The organism is Halomonas sabkhae, from assembly GCF_030409265.1.
In the GTDB taxonomy this organism is placed as follows: Bacteria; Pseudomonadota; Gammaproteobacteria; order Pseudomonadales; family Halomonadaceae; genus Halomonas; species Halomonas halmophila.
Genome location: NZ_JAUFPM010000001.1, coordinates 1 through 23,183 on the forward strand (window position 1 = coordinate 1; position 23,183 = coordinate 23,183).

General features: G+C 62.7%; 10 protein-coding genes. 4 read left to right on the forward strand and 6 right to left on the reverse strand.

Annotated features, from left to right (window positions below):
• A partial coding sequence (locus QWY79_RS00005; RefSeq protein ID WP_290268628.1) for a Y-family DNA polymerase occupies window positions 1–855 on the reverse strand: 855 nt, incomplete at its 3' end.
• A gap of 8 nt (window positions 856–863) precedes the next feature.
• Complete coding sequence (locus tag QWY79_RS00010) at window positions 864–1,304, reverse strand: LexA family protein (protein WP_290268630.1); 441 nt, start codon at window positions 1,302–1,304, stop codon at window positions 864–866.
• Window positions 1,305–1,557: 253 nt separating this feature from the next.
• Here QWY79_RS00010 and QWY79_RS00015 point away from each other — a divergent pair, with 253 nt between their 5' ends.
• The 3 genes from QWY79_RS00015 to QWY79_RS00025 all read left to right on the forward strand — a co-directional run bounded on the left by QWY79_RS00015 (window position 1,558) and on the right by QWY79_RS00025 (window position 17,516).
• A complete protein-coding gene (locus tag QWY79_RS00015) occupies window positions 1,558–1,800 on the forward strand; it encodes a hypothetical protein (protein ID WP_290268632.1) in 243 nt (80 codons plus the stop codon).
• Between the two features lie 20 nt (window positions 1,801–1,820).
• Window positions 1,821–1,967, forward strand: coding sequence for a DUF2256 domain-containing protein (locus tag QWY79_RS00020; protein WP_290268634.1), 147 nt, complete (start codon window positions 1,821–1,823; stop codon window positions 1,965–1,967).
• Window positions 1,968–2,711: 744 nt separating this feature from the next.
• Window positions 2,712–17,516 (forward strand): carbohydrate-binding protein, encoded by a 14,805-nt coding sequence (locus tag QWY79_RS00025; protein WP_290268636.1) that lies wholly within the window; start codon window positions 2,712–2,714, stop codon window positions 17,514–17,516.
• Window positions 17,517–17,620: 104 nt separating this feature from the next.
• On the opposite strand, the gene QWY79_RS00030 is transcribed toward QWY79_RS00025, so the two are convergent.
• Entirely contained in the window at window positions 17,621–19,210 is a 1,590-nt protein-coding gene (locus tag QWY79_RS00030) for an ABC-F family ATPase (protein WP_290268637.1), read from the reverse strand.
• Between the two features lie 607 nt (window positions 19,211–19,817).
• On the opposite strand from QWY79_RS00030, the gene QWY79_RS00035 reads away from it, so the two are divergent.
• Window positions 19,818–20,231, forward strand: a complete 414-nt coding sequence (locus tag QWY79_RS00035) for a VOC family protein (protein WP_290268639.1) — start codon at window positions 19,818–19,820, stop codon at window positions 20,229–20,231.
• Between the two features lie 10 nt (window positions 20,232–20,241).
• Here QWY79_RS00035 and QWY79_RS00040 read toward each other — a convergent pair whose 3' ends face one another.
• From QWY79_RS00040 to QWY79_RS00050, 3 genes are read right to left on the reverse strand one after another with little or no spacing between them, the layout of a single operon-like run.
• Window positions 20,242–21,546, reverse strand: a complete 1,305-nt coding sequence (locus QWY79_RS00040; RefSeq protein WP_290268642.1) for a TRAP transporter large permease — start codon at window positions 21,544–21,546, stop codon at window positions 20,242–20,244.
• Window positions 21,547–21,550: 4 nt separating this feature from the next.
• Window positions 21,551–22,096 (reverse strand): TRAP transporter small permease, encoded by a 546-nt coding sequence (locus QWY79_RS00045; RefSeq protein WP_290268644.1) that lies wholly within the window; start codon window positions 22,094–22,096, stop codon window positions 21,551–21,553.
• Window positions 22,096–23,109, reverse strand: a complete 1,014-nt coding sequence (locus tag QWY79_RS00050; protein WP_290268646.1) for a TRAP transporter substrate-binding protein — start codon at window positions 23,107–23,109, stop codon at window positions 22,096–22,098. Before QWY79_RS00050 ends, QWY79_RS00045 begins: the two co-directional genes overlap by 1 nt.
• Between the last annotated feature and the right edge of the window lie 74 nt (window positions 23,110–23,183).

Here is a 23,183-nt window from a genome sequence, read left to right on the forward strand (position 1 = left end):
GCGGGCCTGGCTTGCCTGCTGGCGGAGCTTCTCGGCACCGCGCTGAGCATGCTGGCGGATGGCTTCCCGAAGCTCGCCCAGCTCGCCGGTCAGGCGGCCGAAGGAGCGTGAGGTCATGATGCGATCCCGCGGGCGGTGCTCGTCGTGGAGCTCGAGGCAGGGCGTGCCCTGCAGCTCGCGCACGGTCCGCTCGAGGGTGACGGAGAAACGCCGGCGCATGGCGTGGGGGTCGCTCTGGCGCAGGTCCCAGGCGGTACGGATGTTCTGCAGGGCGAGCTTCTCCGCCAGCCGGTGACCAACCCCCCAGACATCACTGACCGCGGTGCCGGCGAGGATGTGCCGTGTTGCGGTGCTGTCGGCCTGCATGACACAGACGCCGGCGTACTCGGAGCGCTTCTTGGCGGCACGGTTGGCCAGCTTGCCCAGGGTGTGGGTGGGGGCGACGCCCACGCAGACGGGGATGCCGGTAAACTGTCGTACCCGGCGATGGAGCGTGCGGGCCAGGGCGTCGATACCGGCGCTCTCGAAGCCATCGAAGTGCACGAACATCTCGTCGATGGAGTAGGGCTCGACCCCGGCGGAAAACTCCTCGAGCACGTTGCGGACCCGCGCGGACATGTCGCCATACAACTCGTAGTTGGAAGAGAGCAGCTGGATATGCCCCTGATCGTGCCATTGCTTCAGTTCGAAGGCCGGAGTGCCCATTTCCACCCCCAGTGCCTTGAGCTCGCTGGAGCGCGCGATCACGCAACCATCATTGTTGGACATGACGCCCACGGGTCGTCCTTCCAACTGAGGCTGGAAGACCCGCTCGCAGCTCACATAAAAGTTGTTGCAGTCGATCAGTCCGATCATGGCAAGGCTCACACGGGGAACTCGTGGATGACGGCGCGCACCACCCCCCAGACCTGACAGTCGAGGTCCGCCACCGGAATGGGCGCATAGCGGCTGTTGCCGGAGCACAGGTAGGGACGACGGCCGATCATCTCATAGCGTTTGACGATCACCTCGCCGTCGATCAAGGCGATGACGATGTGCCCGGGATGCGCATCGATGGAACGGTCCACCACCAGGGTATCGCCATCATGGATGCCGAAGCTTTCCATGCTGTCGCCGCTGACGGTCATGAAGAAGGTGGCGGCGGGGCGCTTCACCAGTCGTTCGTTGAGATCCAGGGTGCGTCCGACATAATCCTCCGCGGGCGAGGGGAATCCGGCAAAGCCGGCACGAATGGTCGCCAGCGGATGCGGCAACGGGCGGTAGGGCGGTGTCGGATGCGGGTGATGGATAGATGTTGCGCACATGAGCCTTCCTCTTGCGAGTAGCTGTTTATATATACAGTATTCGACAAGCAGGGGCCATCAGGCAAATGCTGATGCAAGGCAGCCGCCAACGGTGGGACGCATCACGAATGGGGGATCCCGCGACTGCTACAATGCAAAGGTTCCGGCCGGGAGCAGGCCAGCCATGCTGCGTGGCCCCGTGACCCTGGCATGCCCCGCCACAGGGCGAGTTGCGGTACGGCGCGCTGATGGGAAGCAGAATGAGGGAGAGGCGATGAAAGGCATCCTGCTGTTGGGAATACTGCTGGCGGTCGCACCGGTGTCGCAGGCCAGTCTTTACGATGCCATCGACACATCGCGCGCCTATGAGTGCTTTCGTCTGGCCAGTGGCAAGATGCTGGGCAACTGGATACGTGTGGAAGTCGACTCGCTGGCCGCGGCCGAGGCGACCGCACGAGCACGCTTTCAGACATCGGGTGGACCGGTGGATGCGGTTCGCTGTTATCTCGTCTACTGACGCGACGACCGCTCACGATCATGGCGCACTGCAAACCTCATCTCCCCACCAGAATCTGCCCGGTCTGCGAGAAATCCTTTGTCTGGCGCCGGAAGTGGGCGCGTGACTGGGAAAACGTCATCTACTGTTCGCAGCGATGCCGCCGCCAGGCTCGAGCGAGACGTTGAGGGACCGAGCGCTGTCGACAGGTGTTTCTCGCCCGCCTTGAATTCGGGCACCTGCCACGCCCCTGGCCGTGTTTTGAGCATTCGGGTGACTAGGAAAGGGGAACGACATTCGCTCATTTTATCAAGACTTTTCAGTATTTATCACCATGATTCCGTTTATTTAAATAGTTTGATGAAGTGGGTGTAAATGGCTGGGTTGTCACGAGATTTTTGTCTTGATTTTCTCATCTTTTAGTAATTGAAAACTAATCTTTTGACGTAGTGATTTTATGGTTGTTTTGGCATGAATTTTTCTTTGTTTGAAATGTTTTCGCCATTAATTTTTGCATATTTTTGTTTTTTATGGATTTTATTTTGGCTTGCGATTTTTTTAATGTTGGCTGAGTGTGTGTTTGACTAAAAAATCTCCCCCCTCCCTCGTAAATGCTGTTCTAGAATCGATCCTGCTGACCACAAAATGGCAAGCATGCAAGAAGCGACCTTGGGGAGTCTTGTCGAGTATGACGAGTCTTCCTCTGGCGACGATGTAGTGCCATGCAAGCCTTGTCGGGCGCGCTGTTACGTCTGAAAAAATATTTCGGGGGTGGGAAAATGTATTTCATGTCATTCGTTTCGAATCATCTGAAAGGCGTTTCGGGTCGTATCAGTAACGGCGATCAACTGGCAGGGGAGAGATTCCAGAACGACGATTTATGGGTTACGCCGTTTCCATCTGCCTGGGGCAATTCGGTCCAGGCCATGCGAATGACACTGGAAGACGAGCACCACCATCAATCCGTTTTCGAACGCTTTGAAAGGCCCTTCGTATTTGGTGATCTGCCGACTCCCGGACCCGGCAGGCTGAAGATGTGGCTGGAAGCGATGGACGAGGCCGGGCGTACCATGCCCGGTTCCCGTCAGGATTTCGATTTCTCCGTGGCACCGCCCATCGCTGAAGAGACACCGATGGATGACCCGGCACCTGCAGCAGCCTTGCTCGCCGATACCGCGGATGCGCCGCAAATGGCCGCGGCTGCCATTGCGCCGAGCGATTTTACCACCATCCGTATCGAAGCCGAGGACCAGGACGATTCGGACGGCAATTCGGCTAGCATTGGCGGGGGCAGCATCGCGCTGGTGGATGACGGCGACAATGCGGTGAATGCCTCCGGTGGCGCCTATGCCGATTACGGCGGGGCGAGCGGCGAAACCCTGGCGTTCACTTTCTCGGTCGACGAGGCTGGTGAGTACGAGCTCGCCCTTGGCTATGCGCTTAGCCAGGATGATGGTGGAGCCGAGCGCAATCGACCGCTGCGTATCGATGTCAATGGCGAGCTCCAGGACCGCATGTTCGACCTGCCGAGCACGACCCTGACCGCTGATGCCGCCGATTTCAGTGACTTCGGCGAACGCACGATTCGCGTCCAGCTGGAGCAGGGCGAGAATACGGTTTCCTTCACTTCCAACGGCGCCAGCGGCCCCAATGTCGATTATCTGGAAGTGCGCGCACCGGATCCGGATGTCCATGTCGTACAGGGTGAAGACCTGGTGCTGTCGTCAACGGACCCGAATGATGACGGGACCAATCGTGTCGTCTCGATCGACAACATCGCCAGTCTGACCGATGGCGATGAAACCCTGCGCGTCGGTGCCGAGGGTGCCAGTTATCTGGACTGGGCGTTCGGCAATGCCGATGCCCATGGCGAGTTCACGCTGGAGGTGGCCACCCCGGGGACCTACAGCGTCAGCGTGACCTATGCGAGTGGCTCGGCGCGCCCGCTTGACCTCATGCTGGTCGAGGACGGTGCCACCACCAATCTGGCGTCCTTCGCCTTCGCCACTACCACGGAGCCGAACTACTATCCCGATGATCTGGGCCAGGATGGCGTGGCGCCGATCAATCAGGCACCGGCCCCCACGGGCAACAATCCGACGCGTCAGACCGAGTGGGAAGGCTGGTCGACCGAAACCCTGAACATCACCCTCGAAGCGGGTAGCCATACCCTGCGACTGGGGGGCGCGACCAATGGCCCCAATATCGACAAGATCGAGGTGGCGCTGGTCGCCGAGGCGGTCAGCGGCCCTGCCATCGAGCCGATCGTGGTGCAGGCCGAGGATGCCGAGCTGGGCGCCGACAACGATGCCGGCACCCTGGTACGCGACGCGCAGAATCCTGAGAGTGGGTCGAGCTTCGAGGGCCTGCGCCCCGACTACTCGGGGACGGGCTATGTGGATTATGGCAGCCAGCCGGGAGACAGCCTGACGTTCACCGTCAATGTCGCTGAAGCCGGTAGCTATGACCTGAACTTCCGCTATGCCAGCAGTGGCGATCGTCCGATGAGCCTGGCCGTCAACGGCTCGGCGCTGGCCGATCAGGCATTCGCCTCGACCGATCCCAATGCCTCGGGTGTCGACCCCGAGGGCTTCGATGTCTGGGAATACCAGACCCAGACCGTCGAGCTTGCCGCCGGCGACAATACCATTGAGCTGAGCATTCCGGCCGGCACGAGCAGTGGGCCCAATCTCGACCGGCTCGAGGTGACCACCGCCGGCTCCGGCCCGGTGGGCGATGTGCTGGCTGATGCCGACGCCACGCCGCTGGCCTTCAGTGCCGAGTCCGCGATCGTCAACGCGCAAGAGGCGCCTTCAGCAGGCTTCAGCGTCTCAGGGCTCGATGACGACATCGTTTTCGTCGGCGTCAGCCTGGACGGTGGCGTGACGGTCGAGGAGGTTTCTCCCGGTCCGGATGACAGCTTCACCCTGGACCTTTCCGCCTATGCGGACGGTGACCTTTCCGCCACGCTGATCGCCCTGGATGCCTTCGGCAACCGGGAAGAGGCTTCGCTGGACCTGGCACTGGATACTACGGCCGATGAAGGCGCGGACCTGACGCTCGACGGCCCGGATAGCGAGATCGCCGGCGACGCCAGCGACGCCGTGGTGTTCGGCGTGGCGGGCATCGACGCCGATTCGACCCTGGCCGTCAGCTTCGATGGTGGCGCCACGCGTCAACCGGTCACCAGTGACGGTGACACCCTGACGGTCGACCTTTCGGAACAGGGCGTCGGCGACGTCACGGTGACCCTGATCGTCACGGATGCGGCCGGCAACGAGGCGAGTGCCGAAGACACGGTCAGTGTGGCCGCGTCCGGCCCGGCCAGTCTGGATGTGGTCTTCGATGCCGGCACCATCACGGCCTACAACGAGACCCAGGATAATCCGGCCAGTGGCACCGGGGCCGCCGTGGAAAATGATGGCGGCACCCTGACGCTGACCGATAATGTCTGGAAGCGCGCCGAATTGTCCGACAGTTACAGCATCACCGATCAGACCCGGCTGGTGCTGGATGTGGCCATTTCCAGTGCGCCCACACCCGAGATCGTGGCGATCGGCTTCGATGCCGATGACAACCCCTTCAATGGCGGCAGCAGCGTCTATCAGCTCGGCGGTACCCAGTCCCAGGGCGGTTTCGTGGATCTGCGCGGCCAGGGGGTGGACAACGGCGACGGTAGCCTGCGCTTCACCATCGACCTCGCCGCTCATGCGGGTACCACTATCGATTCGCTGGTCTTCGTCAACGACGATGATCTGGGCGACAAGGGCAGCGTGAGTTTCAGTGCCGTCACTCTCAGCGAAGAAGTGATAGAGGACACCAACAGCGCTCCGCGGGTGGTGGGGGGCGGCATTGCCGACCTGAGCCTCGATGAGGGCGCCAACCTCGAGGTGGATCTGCCCTTCGTCGATGATGACGGCGATGCCCTGGATTTCAGCTTCACCATCACTGACAGTGACCAGCAGGCCGTCAATGCGGATGGCCTGAGCATCGACGGTCGTGTGCTGTCCGGTAGCCTCGGCGAGTTGCCCCCGGGAGCCTACACCGTCACGGTGACGGCCGATGATGGCAGCGTCGAGACGTCGACGGATTTTTCCCTGACGATCGAGAACGTCAACGACGCTCCGGTCGCCGAGCCTGTCGCGCTGGAGCCGTACTTTGGCGAGGTGGGCGAGAGCTTTATCCAGCTCCCACTGGCGGACTTCAGCGGACTGTTCTCCGACCCTGACGGCGACAGCCTGACGCTTACCGCGGAATCGCTGCCTGCCGGGCTCGAGGTGGTGGATGGCATCATCCAGGGCGTGCCGGTTCAGGGCGGATCCTTCGATGCCGTGATCCGGGCCACCGATCCGCAGGGGCTCTCCACCACCCAGACACTGAGCTTCATCATCGAGGGCACTCAGGTCGGCGATACCCTGACCATCGAAGCCGAAAGCTTCACCGACCTGAATGCCGACAACCTGATCGTGACCGGCAATGCCTCGGCCTCCAACGACCAGTTGATCCGGCTGACCAGCAATGCGCCCGCCACGGTGGGCACCGAGCTTGAGGCCAACGGTGTCGAGCCGGGCTGGTACACGGCACGCCTGTATGTGTTCGATGAAACCGACGGCCAGGGCGCCCTGACGCTGACCATCGGTGATACCGTGCTGGAAGCCCGCGACACCTCGAGCGATAGCCTGACCGCCGATGTGCTGCTGAACGACGCTTTCGGTACTCTCGTCGGCAGTGGTGAGCGCGGTAATGCCGGGCAGTCCGGCAATCGCAAGGAGATCGTCTTCGAGACGCCCTTCGAGGTCTCGACCGGTGACCTGGCGAGCCTGGAACTGCGCGGGGAAGGAGGCGAGTTGATGCGTATCGACTCCCTGGTGTTCGAGCGCATCGACGAGCCGGTGAACAGCGCGCCGACCCTGGACGGCCTGGACGCGACCGTCAGTGTCGATGAAAACACCGCGGCGGTGGCCAACCTGGTCGTCGCCGACGCAGACGCAGACGCCGACAGCCTCAGCGTGACGCTCTCCGGGGCGGATGCGGCACTGTTCAACTATGACGCGCTGACGGGGGCGCTGACCTTCGTCAATCCACCGGATGCCGAGCTGGCGGCCGACAGCGATGAAGACGGTGTCTATGAACTGAGCGTGACGGTGTCGGATGGGGAGGAAAGCGTCACCCAGGACACCCTGATCACGGTGGCGGATCTCAACGAGAGCATTACCATCGATCAGACCACCTTTACGGTGGATGAAAATCTCACCGCCATCGGCACGCTGCCGGTGGTCGACGAGGATGGCTTGACCACCGGGCTCAATGCCCCGGCCTTCGCCATCACCGGCGGCGTGGATGCGCCACTGTTCAGCATAGATGCCACCACCGGGGCCCTGAGCTTTACCAGCCCGCGTGACTTCGAACTGGCGGTGGATAGTGACGAGGATGGTGTCTACGAGGTCGAGGTCACCGTCAACGATGGTGATCTCAGCGATGTGCAGACACTGGCCGTCAGTGTAGCGGATGTCGACGAGGCACCGTTCTCGCCGCTCAGCCTGCAGGTGCAGGATGGCGCGGTCACCAGCTTCGATGACGACGCCAACGAGACCGACACTACGATCCGCAACGCCGGCAATCCGGAAAACAATGATGACCTGGTCGATGGCCTGCGCCCCGGTTTTACCGGCACCGGCTACCTGGACTTCGGCGACACGGCCGGCGACAACGTCACCTGGCAGGTCGAAGTGACCCAGGCGGGGCAGTACGATATCAACGTGCGCTACGCCACCAACAGCGACCGACCGCTGGACCTGGTGATCAATGACGGAACCCCCGTCGCGCTGGATATGCTGGCCACCGATCCGGATGGTACCGGTCCGCAGGAGGGCTTCGACAACTGGGCGTTCGAGACCGTGAGCGTGAATCTGGAGGCCGGCACCAACAGCATCATGCTGGCCATTCCCGAGGGGGCCAACACCGGCCCGAATATCGATCGCATCGAGGTCACCGAGGGTGGCAGCGGGCCGATTCCGGTGGACAGCAGCGCCGATGAAGACGGCAATCTGACTCTGACCGCCGCCGATGACAGCCTGGAAACCGGCCAGCTGGCCAGTGCGCTGTTCAATGTCGCCGGTGATGATGACGACATCGTCAGCTATGAAGTCAGCCTGGATGGTGGCACGACCCGCAGCAGCGTGACCCCTGATGCCAGTGGTGATATCAGCGTCGACCTCAGCGGCCAGAGCGGTAGTGTCGAGGTGACCCTGATCGTTACCGACGCGGCCGGCAACGAGGCCGAAGCCAGCGATAGCGTCACCATCGACGATGGCAACGTCGTGGTGGAACCCTTCACTCTGCAGGGCGAAGACGCGAGCGTTACCGACGTCGGCGGCACCGCCCAAGGGGCCGTTACACGTACGGTGGACGAGAACAACCCCGATGACTTCGGCAACTACCGAGAAGGGGGAGTCGGCGACGCTTACCTGGATTTCGGCACCGATGCCGGCGACCAGATAACATTCAACGTCGATGCGCCAGCCGCTGGCACTTACACGGCCACCATTCGCTATGCCAACGGTGGCGATGCACCTCGGCCGCTGAATCTCGCCGTCAATGGCGCGGCCCAGCCCCAGGTAGCGTTCCCCAATGCGGCCGATGATGGTGTCAATGATCCCTGGGATCAGTGGCTCGAGCTCGAGGTGCAAGTGACCCTGGAAGAGGGCGACAATACCTTCTCGCTGACCATTCCCACGGCGGCGGACGGTGGTGTGGCCAACGGCCCCAATATCGACCAGGTGACCTTCGCGCTGGACGATGGCGATACCGGCCCGACGCCCTTCGCCTTCGAGATTCAGGGCGAGGCGCTGTTGATCGATGACGACGAGCCTACGCCCGATACGGTAGTGCGCGATGCCAGCAATCCTGAGACCAACGAAGCGGCTGGTCCCGATGGGCTATGGGATGGCTATACCGGCAGTGGTTACCTCGATATGGGGGGTGAAGCTGGTGATGCTGGGTCCTTCGAAGTCGACGTCGAGGACGCCGGCACCTATACCCTGAGCGTGCGCTACACCAACGGTGATGGAGGTGGCGCGAATCGGCCCATGGACATACTGGTGGGCGGCGAGTCCCAGGGGGAGATGGCCTTCCCGATTACCGGCGACGGCAATGACGGCTGGGTGAACTGGCAAGAGGCCACTATCGAGGTCGAACTCGAGGCGGGCAATAACACTATCCGGCTTGAGAACGTGGGTAACGCTGGCCCCAATATCGATCGTCTGAGTGTCACGCGTGAGGGTGTCGAGCCGCCGGATGTGGTCGAGCCGGTCGACCGTTTTGCGGTCAAGGTCAACTTCCAGCCCGAAGGCGTGGCAGTGCCGGACGGCTACATCGCCGACAACGGCAAGGCGTTCGGCACTCAATCGGTGATCATTGATGGTCAGACCTACCAGTATGGCTGGGTGACCGAGGCGTCGATCTACGATGGCGAACCCGGCACGACCCCGCTGGATATTTCGAGCCTGACCAGCGTGGCGGTCAACGACCGTACCGATGATATCGCCGGTCTCGACCCGCGTCAGGGTACCTATGCCCACTTTGACCAGCCGGGAAGTGCCTATGTACGCGCCGGCTGGGAGATGGAGCTGGAGAACGGCTACTACGAGGTGACGGCCTCCATCGGCGACACGTCCGGGCCCTATGACAGCAATAACGTCCTGAATGCCGAGGGTGAGCTGTTCAATGACCCCTTCACCCCCTTCCGTCCAGAGGACTTCCCGGCAGATGGCAATCCCGCCGATGACACCGACGGCTTCCGTTCCGATCTGGTGACGCGCATCGTGCAGGTCACCGATGGGCGCCTGACGCTGGATTCGCTGGGGCTCGACAATGAAAACACCGAGATCCAGTACCTCGAGATCCAGGGGCTGCCGGACCTGACGCCGGATGACGCGCGCGAGGCCCCGCAGGACTATGCCTTCTTCACCGACGCCCGGGCCATTGCCGGCGTCGGCGAGAACGAGTTTGAGGTGGACCTGGATCCCACTGATGGCAGCCTGCCGACGGGCATCGATCCGACTTCGGATATCTTCGTCGGCATCTCGGTGGTGGATGGACGCGGCGGTGCGCTGCTCGAGAGTCTGAACGACGGCTCGATTCGCCTGATCGAGACGCTGACGGGAGAAGAAGTCAGCTTCAATGCCAACACCACCGGTGGTTTCGATTCGCTGACCATCTCACCGAGCCAGATGCTCAAGGAGCACACCAGCTACACGCTGATCATCGATGGCTTCCGGGATCGTGGCCCCAATGATGACGGGGATGCGCCGACCCGCGAATTCCAGAAGTACACCAATACCTTCGTCACCGGTGAAGCGCCGGAGGTGGTGGCGCGGGATGTGGCCTTCAACGATGTGGTGGAGCTCGACGGTGGTGCCGATAATGCGTTCGGCTTTACCTCGCTGGAGATCTCGCCCGATGGCTCCGTGATGTACATCGCCACCATCGCCGGACAGGTGCTGCGGTACGACGTGGACCCCAACGATGGTTCGCTGTCCAACCGTCAGGAACTGAGCCTGCCCGACAACTACTTCGACCAGCCGGGAGACAGCCAGCAGCGCGGCATCATCGGCCTGGTGGTCGATCCGAATGATCCCGACGTACTGTGGGTCACCGATAACTACCCGATCCCGCTCAATGGGCGCGACAATGGTGTGCCGGAGTTCAGTGGCCGGATCACCAAGATCACCCTGGACGGCGGCAGTGACTTCTCGGGGACTGCCGAGCCCTACATCACCGGGCTGCCGCGCTCCAATGGCGACCATGTGACCAACAGCCTCGAGTTCCGCGAGAACCCGGACTACGACGCGGCCACCAATCCCGATGTGCCGACGCATCTGCTGTATCTGATCCAGGGCTCGAACTCGGCCATGGGCGAGCCGGACAGCGCCTGGGGCAACCGCCCGGAACGCCTGCTGAATGCGGCCGTCATGGAGATCGATCCCACCCGGGATGCGCCGGCCGGTGGCTTCGATGTGTCCACCGAACCCGTGCCCGATAACGGCCAGAACACCCGCTACGCTGACCCGGACGGTCACCCCAAGGACGACCCCATTCCCATGGGCAACGGGGAGTTCCTGGTGTTCGACGACCGCGGCGTGGCCACCGTGCAGGACATCAACGGCAACGTGCTCGAGAGCTTCTATGATCCCTTTGCCGAGGATGCGGTACTGCAGCTGTTTGCCACCGGGGCGCGCAATGCCTATGACCTGGTCTGGCACTCCAACGGCTTCCTCTATGTGCCGACCAACGGCTCGGCGGCCGGGGGCAATGTGCCGGATGATCCCTCCACGCCGGAGAACGAACGCTATACCAATGTCGAGAAGCAGGACGACTATCTGTTCAAGATTGTCGAGGGCGGCTATTACGGCCACCCCAACCCGCTGCGCGACGAGTACATCCTCAACGGCGGCAACCCGACCAGTGGCACGGACCCCAACCAGGTCACCACCTATCCGAGTGGCATCGATCCCGAAGGCAACTACGACATTTCAGGTGTCTATTCACTCGGCGAGAACCGTTCGCCCAATGGCGCGGTGGAGTACACCAGCGGCATATTTGGCGGCAACCTCCAGGGCAACGTGCTGTTCACCGAGTACTCCGGTGGTGATGACGTGCGCTCGGTCACCCTGGATGCCAACGGTAATGTGATCGGCGATGACGTCTTGCGTGATCCTGACGGCAATGTCATCAGCTATGTCGATCCGCTGGACATCATCGAAAATCCGGTGACCGGTCAGCTCTATCTGCTGACGCTCAATCGCGGCAACGGGGAGAGCCAGATCATTCGCCTCGATCCCGCACCGGGCGGCGTCGTCGATCCGGGCCCGGGACCCGGCGATGACCTGGTGTCGTTGCTGACCATCCAGGCGGAAGACGAAACGCCCCTGGACGGCACCGCGGTCTCGATCGCGACCGGCGCGGGCGCCGAAATCCAGATCCGCGATGCCGACAATCCGGAAACCACCGAGGGGCTGCCCAATGGACTGCGTCCGGGATCCTTCGGCGTGGATGGCAACACCAATCCCGACGACGGCATTCTGGGCGGTTACGCCGACTATGGCTCGACCAATGTCGACTTCCTGACCTTCAGCTTCGAGCTGACGGCCGACCAGGCCGGCGAGTCGGTGCTGCGGCTGCGCTATGCCAATGGTGGTGATGCCGATCGTCCGCTCGAGGTCTTCGTCAACAATGTCAGTGTCGGCGTCTTCGACTTCAGCCCGCCCATTGGCCTGAGCGATGATGCCGCCTGGGCCGAGTGGCTGACTGAAGACGTGGCGGCCAACCTGGTCAGCGGGGAGAACACGGTGCGGTTGCAGGCCACGAATAACACCGGCCCCAATATCGACCAGCTCGAAGTGCTGCAAGTACCGCCGGATACTACCCCGGGCTTCACCGACTACGAGGCAGAAAGTGCCTCGCTTGACGGGCCAGTGGTGGTACCGGAGAGTGCCGATGACCGCAACGCCTCCGGCGACGGCTTCGTCGACTTTGATGGCACGGGCGATCAGACCATTACCTGGACCATTGATGTCAATGAGACGGGCAATTACGAGATCGGCTTCCGCTATGCGCTGGCAGCGAGCAAGGCCGACCGCCCGATGGAGCTGAGTGTTAACGGCGTCAACCTGGGCCAGGTCAACTTTGTAGGCCAGAGCAACGAGGATGAAAACAATTGGTTCTTCCAGGAACTGCTGGTCAATCTGCAGGCGGGTAGCAATACCGTCAGCGTGACGGCTCCAGAAGCCAACGGACCCAATGTTGACCTGCTCAGAGTGCCGGATGTGCCTTCTGACAACTTCATGCCGGTGTATGCCGATGTCTCCGATGGCGCCCGCATCGAGCTGGAGAGTGGCGATAGCGCGAGGACGATCAACGAGCTGACGGCGGACTTCTACTTCACGGTGGACACGGACGGTCTCTATCGTCTTGACCTGGCCGCCAATGCAGGGGCCGATGACGGGCAGGACCTGACGCTGACGCTCAATGGTCAGCCGGTCGAGGTGCTGAGTTATCCGGGTGAAGGCGATGCCGGCGAGGAAGGCACCTATGTCGAACTCCAGGCAGGGGTCGAGTACAACCTGCGGGCGGTTGCCGGCGCGGATGGGGCCGATGACCTCGACTATCTCGATGTGACGCCGCTGACCGGCAATGACAATGCCGATATCGCGGTCGAGAGCGGCGATGCGGCCTATTACTCGGACCGACTGCACTTCAGCTATCTGGACAACAACAGTGCCTCGGCCGATGACCGCGCGTTCAAGGACAGCGCCACGGTGACCATTGCCAATACCGGCAGTGAGACCCTGGAGGTGCTCGACGCCCAGGTCGAGGGGCCCTTCGTGCTGGCCGATCCGACGATCTTCGAGGGCCTCTCGCTGGCGGCCGGCGAATCCCTGGAGGTCACGGTGCTCTTCGAACGTGATGCCTACACGGCGCCGACCAATGACGCGGGAGATGGTGTCTTCGAGGGTCGCATCCGCCTGACCACCAATGATGCCGACTCGCCGATCGCCGAGGTCCACATGGCGGGCTTCTGGCAGGCGCGCGATGAAGGCGGCTGGGAACCCAACGTCAACGAGGTATGGGAAGTCTTCGGCTTCGGCAACCGTATCGACGGCCTGCCAACCGTCGGTGCCGGCCAGAATTCAGTGCTGAATGACTTCGATCTCTATCGGCCGATCAATGACGACGAGGTGCTGTCGCGCTACTGGTCACTGGCCGATGGCGTCAGCGAGGCCAGGATTACCCAGCTGGCGGCCTATCATGGCAGTGGCGGGGCGACGCTGGGGATCCATAATCCGGGTAACGTGAATCAGGACGTGATCTTCAGCAACCATGCCGGGGATAACAACCAGACGATTCTGCCGGTGAAGTCGAATGGCGAGTTCGCCACCATGACCTTCGGCGGCAACGATATTCCGTCAGGCTGGACCGGCAATGGTGTCTTCGGCATCGAGATGGCCAACCTTTCCACGGACCCTTCCCTGAATCCTGAGGGGGGCGGCACCCCTCCGGCCGATGCCGAGGGAATCGAGCGTGGTTACACGGTGCGCATGTTCCGGGCGCTGGATGCCGAGGGCAATGTGATCCCCGATACCTATCTGGGCATCATGGATTACACCGGCATCAACTATGACTACAACGACAACATGTTCCTCATCGAGGGCGTGTCACCGGTCTCCGGTGGCGAGCTGACGGTGATCAACAATGATGGCGTGCCGTCCAATGAGCGGCTGGTCATGTCACGCATCGAGAATCCGGCCAACTCGGCGCAGGAGGTGCATGACGAAGTCACAATCACGCTGCGTAACGATGGCTTCGAAGACCTCGACATCAACGGCGTCGCGGTCAGTGACGAGACGCTGTTCGAGCTGACCGAGGCGTTCTCCGCCGTCACCCTGGCGCCGGGCGAGTCCGTGGAGGTGGGGGTACGCTTCATTGCCGACGACCCCGACGACGGCAGCCTCTACGAGGCGAGTCTGGTCATCGACTCCAGCGATGCCGACGAGGGCGAGAAGGTCATCCAGCTGGCGGGCCTGGCCCAGAACCAGTCCGAAAGCGGGCAGGAGCCGGCGGTCCAGGAAATCGTCAATGCCTTCGGTTACTCGACCAATGTGGCCGAGGGCCAGATGAACCAGGGCGGCCTCGTGGAAGCCAACGGTGACGAGATCCTGTCTCCCTACTTCCAGCGGGCTGACGGCAGTGCGCCCATCAAGATCACCCAGCTGGCGGCCTATCACACCCAGGGCGATGTGGCGCGACTCTTCGTGCACGACGTCGACAGCCGGGATCTCGACGAGATCCTGGCCCATGACGAGGATGACGGCCAGACGCTGCTGCCACGCACCCTCAACAATGGCGACGCCCTGACCACGACCACGCTGGAGCGTGATGCACCCTTCGGGTTCTTCGCCGAGATCTCGGGCCGTCAGGGCTACATCTCCTGGTCGGATCCGGATGCCAACCTCCATGAAGACACGGTCGATGCCATCGGCAACCCGGGTACCAACCTCAACTGGGATGAAAACGATGGTCACCTGATTCGCGTCTACGTGGCCAAGGACGCCGCCGGCGAGGTTATCCCGGACACCTATATCGTGATCCAGGACTACGCCGGCGTGAACTATGACTACAACGACAATATCTTCCTCGTGGAGAATGTCGCGACCTATGACCCCAGCGGGGCGGAGGATGCCGACAGCAACGGTCGGGTGGATCTGTACGACGATGACGACAATGACGGCGTGCCGAACTTCCTCGACAATCCGGGGCCGGTGAGCCAGACCGCCTTCAATGACGCCGAGACCCCATGGGCGTTGGGCAGCGACGGCCTGACACTCGAAGCCAAGCTGTACGACAACGGCGGGCAGGGCGTGGCCTACAACGACACCACGCCAGGCCACTCCGGCGCCGCCTTCCGCTCCAACGAGTCGGTGGATATCTCGAACGGTACCGAGGCGCTGGGGTACATTGCGGACGGCGAGTGGGTGGAGTACACCCTGAACGTCGAGACGGCGGGGACTTACACGCTGAATTTCTCGACCTCGGCAGTTGCGGGGGGCAAGAGCATCACCGCGGCCTTCGAGCAGGATGGCAGCTTCTACACGCCGGCTCAGGTGCAGGACTTGCCGAATACCGGCAGCTTCACCAGCTTCCAGAGCGTGGGACCGCTGACCTTCGAGCTGGAAGAAGGCCAGCAGGTGATGCGTCTGACCTTCAATGGCGGACAGCTCGATCTTGCCTCCTTCAGCATGGACTTCGTCGAGCCCGAGGATACCCAGACGGCCTTCAACGAGACCCAGACCGCCTGGGAAGTGGGCAGTGACGGGCTGAACCTGGAAGCGCGCTTCTATGACAACGGCGGTCAGGACGTTGCCTACAATGATGCCGACGCGGTGCACCAGGGCGATGGCTTCCGCTCCGACGAGGCCGTCGACATCTCGACGCCATCTCAGTCGCTGGGCTTCATCGAGGACGGCGAGTGGGTGGAATACACCATCAATGTGGCGCAGGACGGTGTCTACGACCTCGACTTCCTGACATCGATGGACTCGTCCAACCCGGCGGCCCGCTCGATTACCGCCAGCTTTGCCAAGGGGGACACGCCCTATGCAACGGCGTCACCGGTCGGGGTATCACCGACAGGTAGCTGGACCAACTTCACCCGGACCGATACCACACAGGTAGCGCTTGAAGCCGGCGAACAGGTGCTGAGGCTTACCTTCAATGGTGGGGCCATGGATCTGGCATCGTTCATGCTGACACCAACCAACCAGGCGCCCGAGGTGGCGTCGGGCATCGAGGATGTCAGCCTGGTCGAAGGCCAACCCATCGAGCTGGCGCTCGCCGATGCCTTCACGGATGCCGATGGGGATGACCTGAGCTACACGGCCAGTGGCCTGCCAGCGGGGCTGAGCCTGTCGAGTGATGGCATCTTCGCCGGTACCACGGACGAGACCGGCGAGTTCGAAGTCAGCGTCACGGCCTCCGATGGCCAGGCCAGTGCCCAGACCAGCTTCATCCTGAACGTGACTGAGGCCCCGTCCGGTGATGGTCAGCAGGCCTTCACCGCGGATGGCTCGGCCTGGCAGGTCGGTGGCAACTTCAGCCTCGATGCCGTGAACTACGACGAAGGGGGCCAGGATGTCGCCTACAACGATGCCGATGCCGAGCAGATCGGCACCGCGGTACGTCCCGGAGATGGGGTGGATATCGTCGGTGACGGTGAGGCGATCGATTGGGTGGATGATGGCGAATGGGTGGAATACACCCTCGACATCCAGCAGGCCGGCGTCTACGACCTGTCCTTCCTGACGGCACTGGGCGATAGCAGTGGTGCGCAGCGCACCATCACCGCGACCTTCGCCAAGGACAATGGAACGCCCTACGCCACGATGGATCCGGTCGCGGTATCACCGACCGGCGGCTGGGGTAACTTCCAGCCGACCGAGGCCTTCCAGGTCGCCCTGGAAGCGGGCGAGCAGGTCATGCGCGTCGTTTTCAACGGCGGCTCCATGGATCTCGCCTCGTTCACCATGAGTCGGGATGGTCAGCAGGCCTTCAATGACGGTGGTGTGCCCTGGCAGGTGGATGCCGACGACGGCCTGAGCCTCGATGCGGTGAACTATGACGAGGGTGGGCAGGATGTGGCCTACAATGATGCCGACGCCTTCCAGATCGGCACGGACGTGCGCCCCGGGGATGGCGTGGATATCGTCGGCGAGGGGGATGCCGTCGGCTGGGTGGACGAGGGCGAATGGCTCGAGTACACCATCGACGTCGAGCAGGCGGGCACCCATACCCTTACGTTCTCGACCTCGAGTCCCAATAATGGGCGCACCATTACGGCGGCCGTCGAACAGGATGGCGGCTTCTACGAGGAGGACAGCGGTGCGGTGCCCAATACCGGAGCCTGGGGGGTCTACGCCGATGGGCCATCCCTGACACTGGATCTGGAAGAGGGCGTGCAGGTGCTGCGCCTCACCTTCAACGGCGGCTCGATGGACCTGGCCTCCTTCCAGCTGACACGTGAACCGGATGGAGTGGCCGATGGCATGGCCAGCATGATGTCGATGCTGAACTTCAGCGAGGAACCCGGCGCTACATCGGAACCGGCCAATGATGACGCCCCGGTGGGCGACGACATCGGCCTCATGGGTATCCAGCCTGATGACCAGGGCGGGCTGCTGTAAGGCCTGACAGGGGCTGTCGGGCGTGCCCGGCAGCCATCCCTCAACCCCGACGCTCACCGCTCATGGTGGGCGTCTTTTGTTATATCTGCCGTTTGTGGGTGCCTTCAGGCATACAGACCCTGACTGCGCAGATAGTCATCGTAACTGCCACTGAAGTCGACGATGCCATCCTCGGTCATCTCGATGATGCGGGTCGCCAGCGAGCCGACGAACTCCCGGTCATGGCTGACGAAGATCAGGGTGCCGGTATAGTGCTCGAGTGCCAGGTTGAGCGACTCGATGGACTCCATGTCCAGGTGGTTGGTGGGCTCGTCCATGACCAGCACATTGGGCTTTTGCAGTATGAGCTTGCCGAACAGCATGCGTCCCTGTTCGCCCCCCGAGATGACCTTCACCGACTTGCCGATCTCATCGTTGGAAAACAGCATGCGTCCCAGGGCACCGCGCACCGTCTGCTCGCCGCCGGTGGTCCATTGCTGCATCCATTCGAACAGCGTCTCGCCACCGTCGAAATCCGCCGCGTGATCCTGGGCGAAATAGCCCACCTCGGCGGCATCGGTCCACCTGGCTTCGCCGGCATCCGGCGTCATGGTGCCGACCAGGCAGTTGAGCAGGGTGGTCTTGCCGATGCCATTGGGCCCGATGATGGCCACTCGCTCGCCGGCCTCGACCCGCAGACCCAGGCGCTCGAACAACAGGTTGTCGCCCCAGGCCTTGGTGAGGTCCTCGACGTTGAGGGCATGGCGATGAATCTTGCGCTGCGGCTCGAAACGGATGAAGGGGCTGACGCGGGATGAAGGCTTGATCTCTTCGAGCTGGATCTTGTCGATCTTGCGCTGGCGCGAGGTCGCCTGCTTGGCCTTGGAGGCATTGGCCGAGAAGCGGCTGACGAACTGCTGGAGCTCGGCGATCTCCGCCTTCTTCTTGGCGTTCTCGGCGTGCAGGCGTTCGCGTGCCTGGGTGGCGGCCGTCATGTACTCGTCATAGTTGCCGGGAAACAGCTGCAGCTCGCCGTAGTCCAGGTCCGCCATGTGCGTGCAGACACTGTTCAGGAAGTGGCGGTCGTGGGAGATGATGATCATGGTCGACGAGCGTGCCTTGAGGATGTCCTCCAGCCAACGGATGGTGTTGATATCCAGATGGTTGGTCGGCTCATCCAGCAGCAGCACGTCCGGGTCGCTGAACAGTGCCTGGGCCAGCAGCACGCGCAGTTTCCAGCCGGGGGCGACCACACTCATCGGCTGGTCGTGCTGTTCCAGCGGAATGCCCAGCCCCAGCAGCAGTTCGCCGGCGCGTGCCTCGGCGGTATAGCCCTCGAGTTCGGCAAAGCGTATCTCGAGGTCGGCGACCGCCATGCCGTCTTCCTCGCTCATCGCGGCCTGGGCATAGATGCGCTCACGCTCCGCCGAGACCTGCCAGAGCTCTTCGTTGCCCATGATCACGGTGTCGATGACGCGCTCATCCTCGAAGGCAAACTGATCCTGGCGCAGCTTGCCGAGCCGCGTGGTGGGGTCCTTCATGACCTGGCCGCTGGTGGGCTCCAGGTCGCCGCCGAGAATCTTCATCAGGGTCGACTTGCCGCAGCCATTGGCGCCGATCAGGCCATAGCGATGACCCTGGCCGAATTTGACGGAAACGTTTTCAAACAGCGGCTTGGGGCCAAACTGCATGGTGATGTTGGCAGTAGAAAGCAAAGGTGAGCATCTCGCGGGAGGGTCATGAATGAGGGCATCGGCCGTTGCTAGTGGCTCCGACCGGTAAGGCCGGCATTGTACGCGCCACAGCGAGGGAGTCGCCAGCGCGTCATGTCGATCGTGCCCTCGGATGCAGCACAGCGCCTGCACAGCCGCTTCGCTCAAGATGTCCTTGATATCTCACATCGAGGCGGGGAGAAATCCCACGGTCAAGATGGCCGGCCTGAACCATGCTCGAAGTGTGACGCGGCAAAACGCCATGCGTGCTGCTCCTCCTTCTCGGCTCGCTTTTTTATCGCGGCGTCACGTCGGCAGCCTCCTGTCCGGATTGGTCGGGAGGCTGCTTTTATCCAGTGTCGGCTGTCGTCAGGTAGAACCCGAGTCGCTATGGCTGGCTCTGCCCGATCCCTTCGCGTCCTGGGAACTGTCCGGCGAGCAGGAGGCCTCATGAACGCGGACCGTCCGGAAGATGTGGCCGCCGGCCGGACCGCCATTCAGGGCCGACTGGTGGTGGCGTGACTAAGTACGCAATGGCGGAGGGCTCGACGCGTCAACCATGTGGGGTTGGGCTATGCTGGAGCGATATACCGCAACGAGGCAAGCCCGCATGCAGCCCAGAATCAGCATGATCACGCTCGGCGTCGAGGATATCGAGCGGGCCGTACGCTTTTACGAGCAGGGGCTCGGCTGGCCACGGCTCGAGTCACCGCCGGAAGTGGCCTTCTTTACCCTCAATGGCACCTGGCTGGGCCTCTATGGCCGCGCGGCTCTGGCCGAGGATGCCGGCATGTCCGTGGGTGACAAGCCGGCGTTTGGCGGTGTGGCACTGGCCCACAATGTTGCGAGCGAGGCCGAGGTAGAGACAGTGCTGGCGCAGGCGGTGGCGGCCGGCGCCAGCCTGATCAAACCGGCACAGAAGGTCTTCTGGGGCGGCTACTCCGGCTACTTCGCCGATCCCGACGGCCACCTATGGGAAGTCGCCCACAACCCCTTCGTGTGGATTGGTCCCGAAGATTCGTGAACCCGGTCGTTCACCCTGACAACATGCGGGGCAGCCACAGGGCCAGCTGCGGCCAGACGCTGATGATCAGGGCCGCCAGGCACATCAGGGCGAAGAAGGGCGCGGCGGCGATGGCTACCCGGCTGATGCTTTCACCGGTCAGCCCCTGCAGCACGAAGAGGTTGAAGCCCACCGGCGGGGTGATCTGGCCGAGCTCCACCATGATCACCAGGAAGACGCCGAACCATAGCGGGTCGTAACCGGCCGTTATGATGATCGGCAGGGTGATCGGCAGGCTCATCACGGTGATCGAGATGCCGTCCAGGAAGAGCCCCAGCAGGATATAGAACAGTGCCATGGCCAGCAGCAGGGCGATCGGCGAGAATCCTTGCTGGGCGATCCAGCTGGCCAGCTCGCTGGGCAGGTGCAGGTAGCCCATGGCCGTCGACAGCATGGCCGCCGCCACCAGCAGGCTGCACACCATCACCGAGGTGATCAGCGCGCCGCGCAGGGCGTCGAGCAGCAGCACCAGGTTCAGCTGGCGCTCCATGGCCAGCAGTACCAGGGTGGCACCACAGCCGATGGCCGCCGCCTCCGAAGGCGTGGCGATGCCGGAATAGATGGCGCCCAGCACCACGAAGACCAGGCCGAGCACCGGGGCCAGCAGGCGCAGGGCCTGCAGCGGCGTGGTGCCGTCGGCACGCTGGGGCGGCGCCAGCGCCGGGTTGATCAGGCAGCGCAGCATGACATAGCCGATGTACAGCACCGCGACCACCAGCCCCGGAATGACGCCGGCCATGAACAGCTTGCTGATCGAGACCTCGGCCTGAACGCCGTAGACGATCATGACGATCGACGGCGGAATCAGCAGCCCCAGGCTGCCGGCGCCGGCCAGCGAGCCGATCGACAGACCCCGGTGATACCCGCGATCAGCGAGCTCCCGGGTGGTGATCTTGCCGATGGTGGCTGTGGTCGCCGCACTGGAGCCGCTGACCGCGGCAAACAGGGTACAGCCCAGCACATTGGTATGCAGGATGCCGCCGGGAAGGCGACGGGTCAGGGGCGTGAGCCCCCTGAACAGGCGCTCGGCGATGTCCGAGCGGAAGATCAGCTCGCCCATGAAGATGAACAACGGAATCGCCGAGAGCTCCCAGCTGTTGGCCGCCCGGAAGAGTATCTTCGACAGAATCAGGCCGATGCGGTCGAAACCGAAATCGCCGAGCCCCCATAGGGAGAGGACGGCGACGATCACCAGGCCGGCGAAGATCCAGCTGCCCAGGGCCAGCACGACGAGCAGGATGGCCAGCACCCCGAGGCCGATAAACAGAATGTCCATGCCGTCAGGCTCCGCTCTTGAAGGTGGTGCGTTGAACCAGGATGCGCAGAATGCGCGCCACCAGTATCAGACACAGCAGGTAGAGGCCGATCAGGACTGCGCCCTGGGGAATCCACAGCGGGGTTTCGGCCAGTGTCTCGCTGACAATGCCGCGGGCGTAGCTGCGTTGCACGGCGATGGTCCAGAAGTGAGCCAGCCAGCCGAAGACCAGCAGCGTCGAGACGCTGGCGAAGAGTTCGAAGGGCCAGCGCAGGCGTTCCGGAAAGCGTTCGAGCACCAGCGACACCCGGATCAGTCCGCCCTGCTCCAGGGCATAGGGCAGGCTGAGGAAGGTCATGGCGGCCACGCTGTAGCCGATGAACTCATCCAGCACGAAGGTGGAGCGGCCGAAGAGCCGCATGCCGATCTCGAGCAGGATGTGGCCCAGCATGTAGATGATCAGCAGCATGCCCAGCCAGGCGCCGACCCGGGCCAGCCCGGAAGCGAGCTGGCCGAGTCGGTGGCTGAACGTCTCGAGCAGGCCGTCGGGCCGTGCGGGAGTCGTGGACATTAGTCGGATGCCTGGGTCTGGTTGAATTCGTCGATGATCTTCTGGCCGCGTTCACCGATATTATCCAGCCAGTTCTCCAGCACAGGCGTGGCGGCTTCCTCCAGGCCGGCGCGGAAATCCTCGGGAATCGGGTCGTGGATGGCGACGTCGTGGGATTCCAGTGTCTCGTAGTTCTGGGCCACGCGCTCCTGGACCACCTCCCAGTTGTGCGCATCGGTCTCTTCGGCGGCCTGCAGGATGGCGTCCTGCTGGGACTCGCTGAGCGACTCGAAGACATTGCGGTTCATGTGCACCATGTTCAGCGGAATGGCGTACTTGATGGCGCTGAAGTCATTCAGATGCTCCCAGAAGCTGCCATTGGCACCGGACTCCGCGGAGGTCAGCACGGCTTCGATGCCGCCGGTGGCCAGTTGCGGTACCACGTCGGCCCAGGAAAGCTTGACCGGGGACGCGCCGGCATTGCGCAGGATTTCGGTGCCGTTGCGGTCGTAGGTACGAATCTTCAGGTCCTGCAGGCCTTCCATGTCGGTGACCGGCTCCTCGGACCAGATGCCGCTGGCCGGCCAGGGAGAGGCGTAGAGCAGGATCTGGTTGTTGTCCTCGAAGACCTCGGCGTATTCTGGTCTGGCGATCTCGTAGAGCCGCTTGGCGGATTCGACGTCGTCGGCGAGAAACGGCAGTGAGGACAGCAGGAAGATCGGATCGATGCCGCCCAGGGTGCCCGAGAGACTGTCGGCGATCTGCACGGCATTGTCGGCCACGGCGTAGAAATGGTCGCCGGAGCGGAAGCCCAGGGAGGCACCCGTGTGCAGGGTGATATCCACTTCGCCGTCGGTCAGCTCCTCGACCCGGTCGATGAACCAGGCATCGCCCTCGGCATGAATCGAGCTGGCATTGTATTCGTTGGAGAAGTCCATGGTGGTCGCGGCCTGGGCATTGACGGCCAGGGCGCCTGCGCCGAGGCCGGCGATGAGAGAGCACAGTACAGCGCGACGCGGCAGAGAATCGATCATGAGAGGTTTCCTTGTTGTTCGGTAAGGTGAGCTGATCATTCCAGCATCATGGATTTCCTCATGACAGGGAAGGT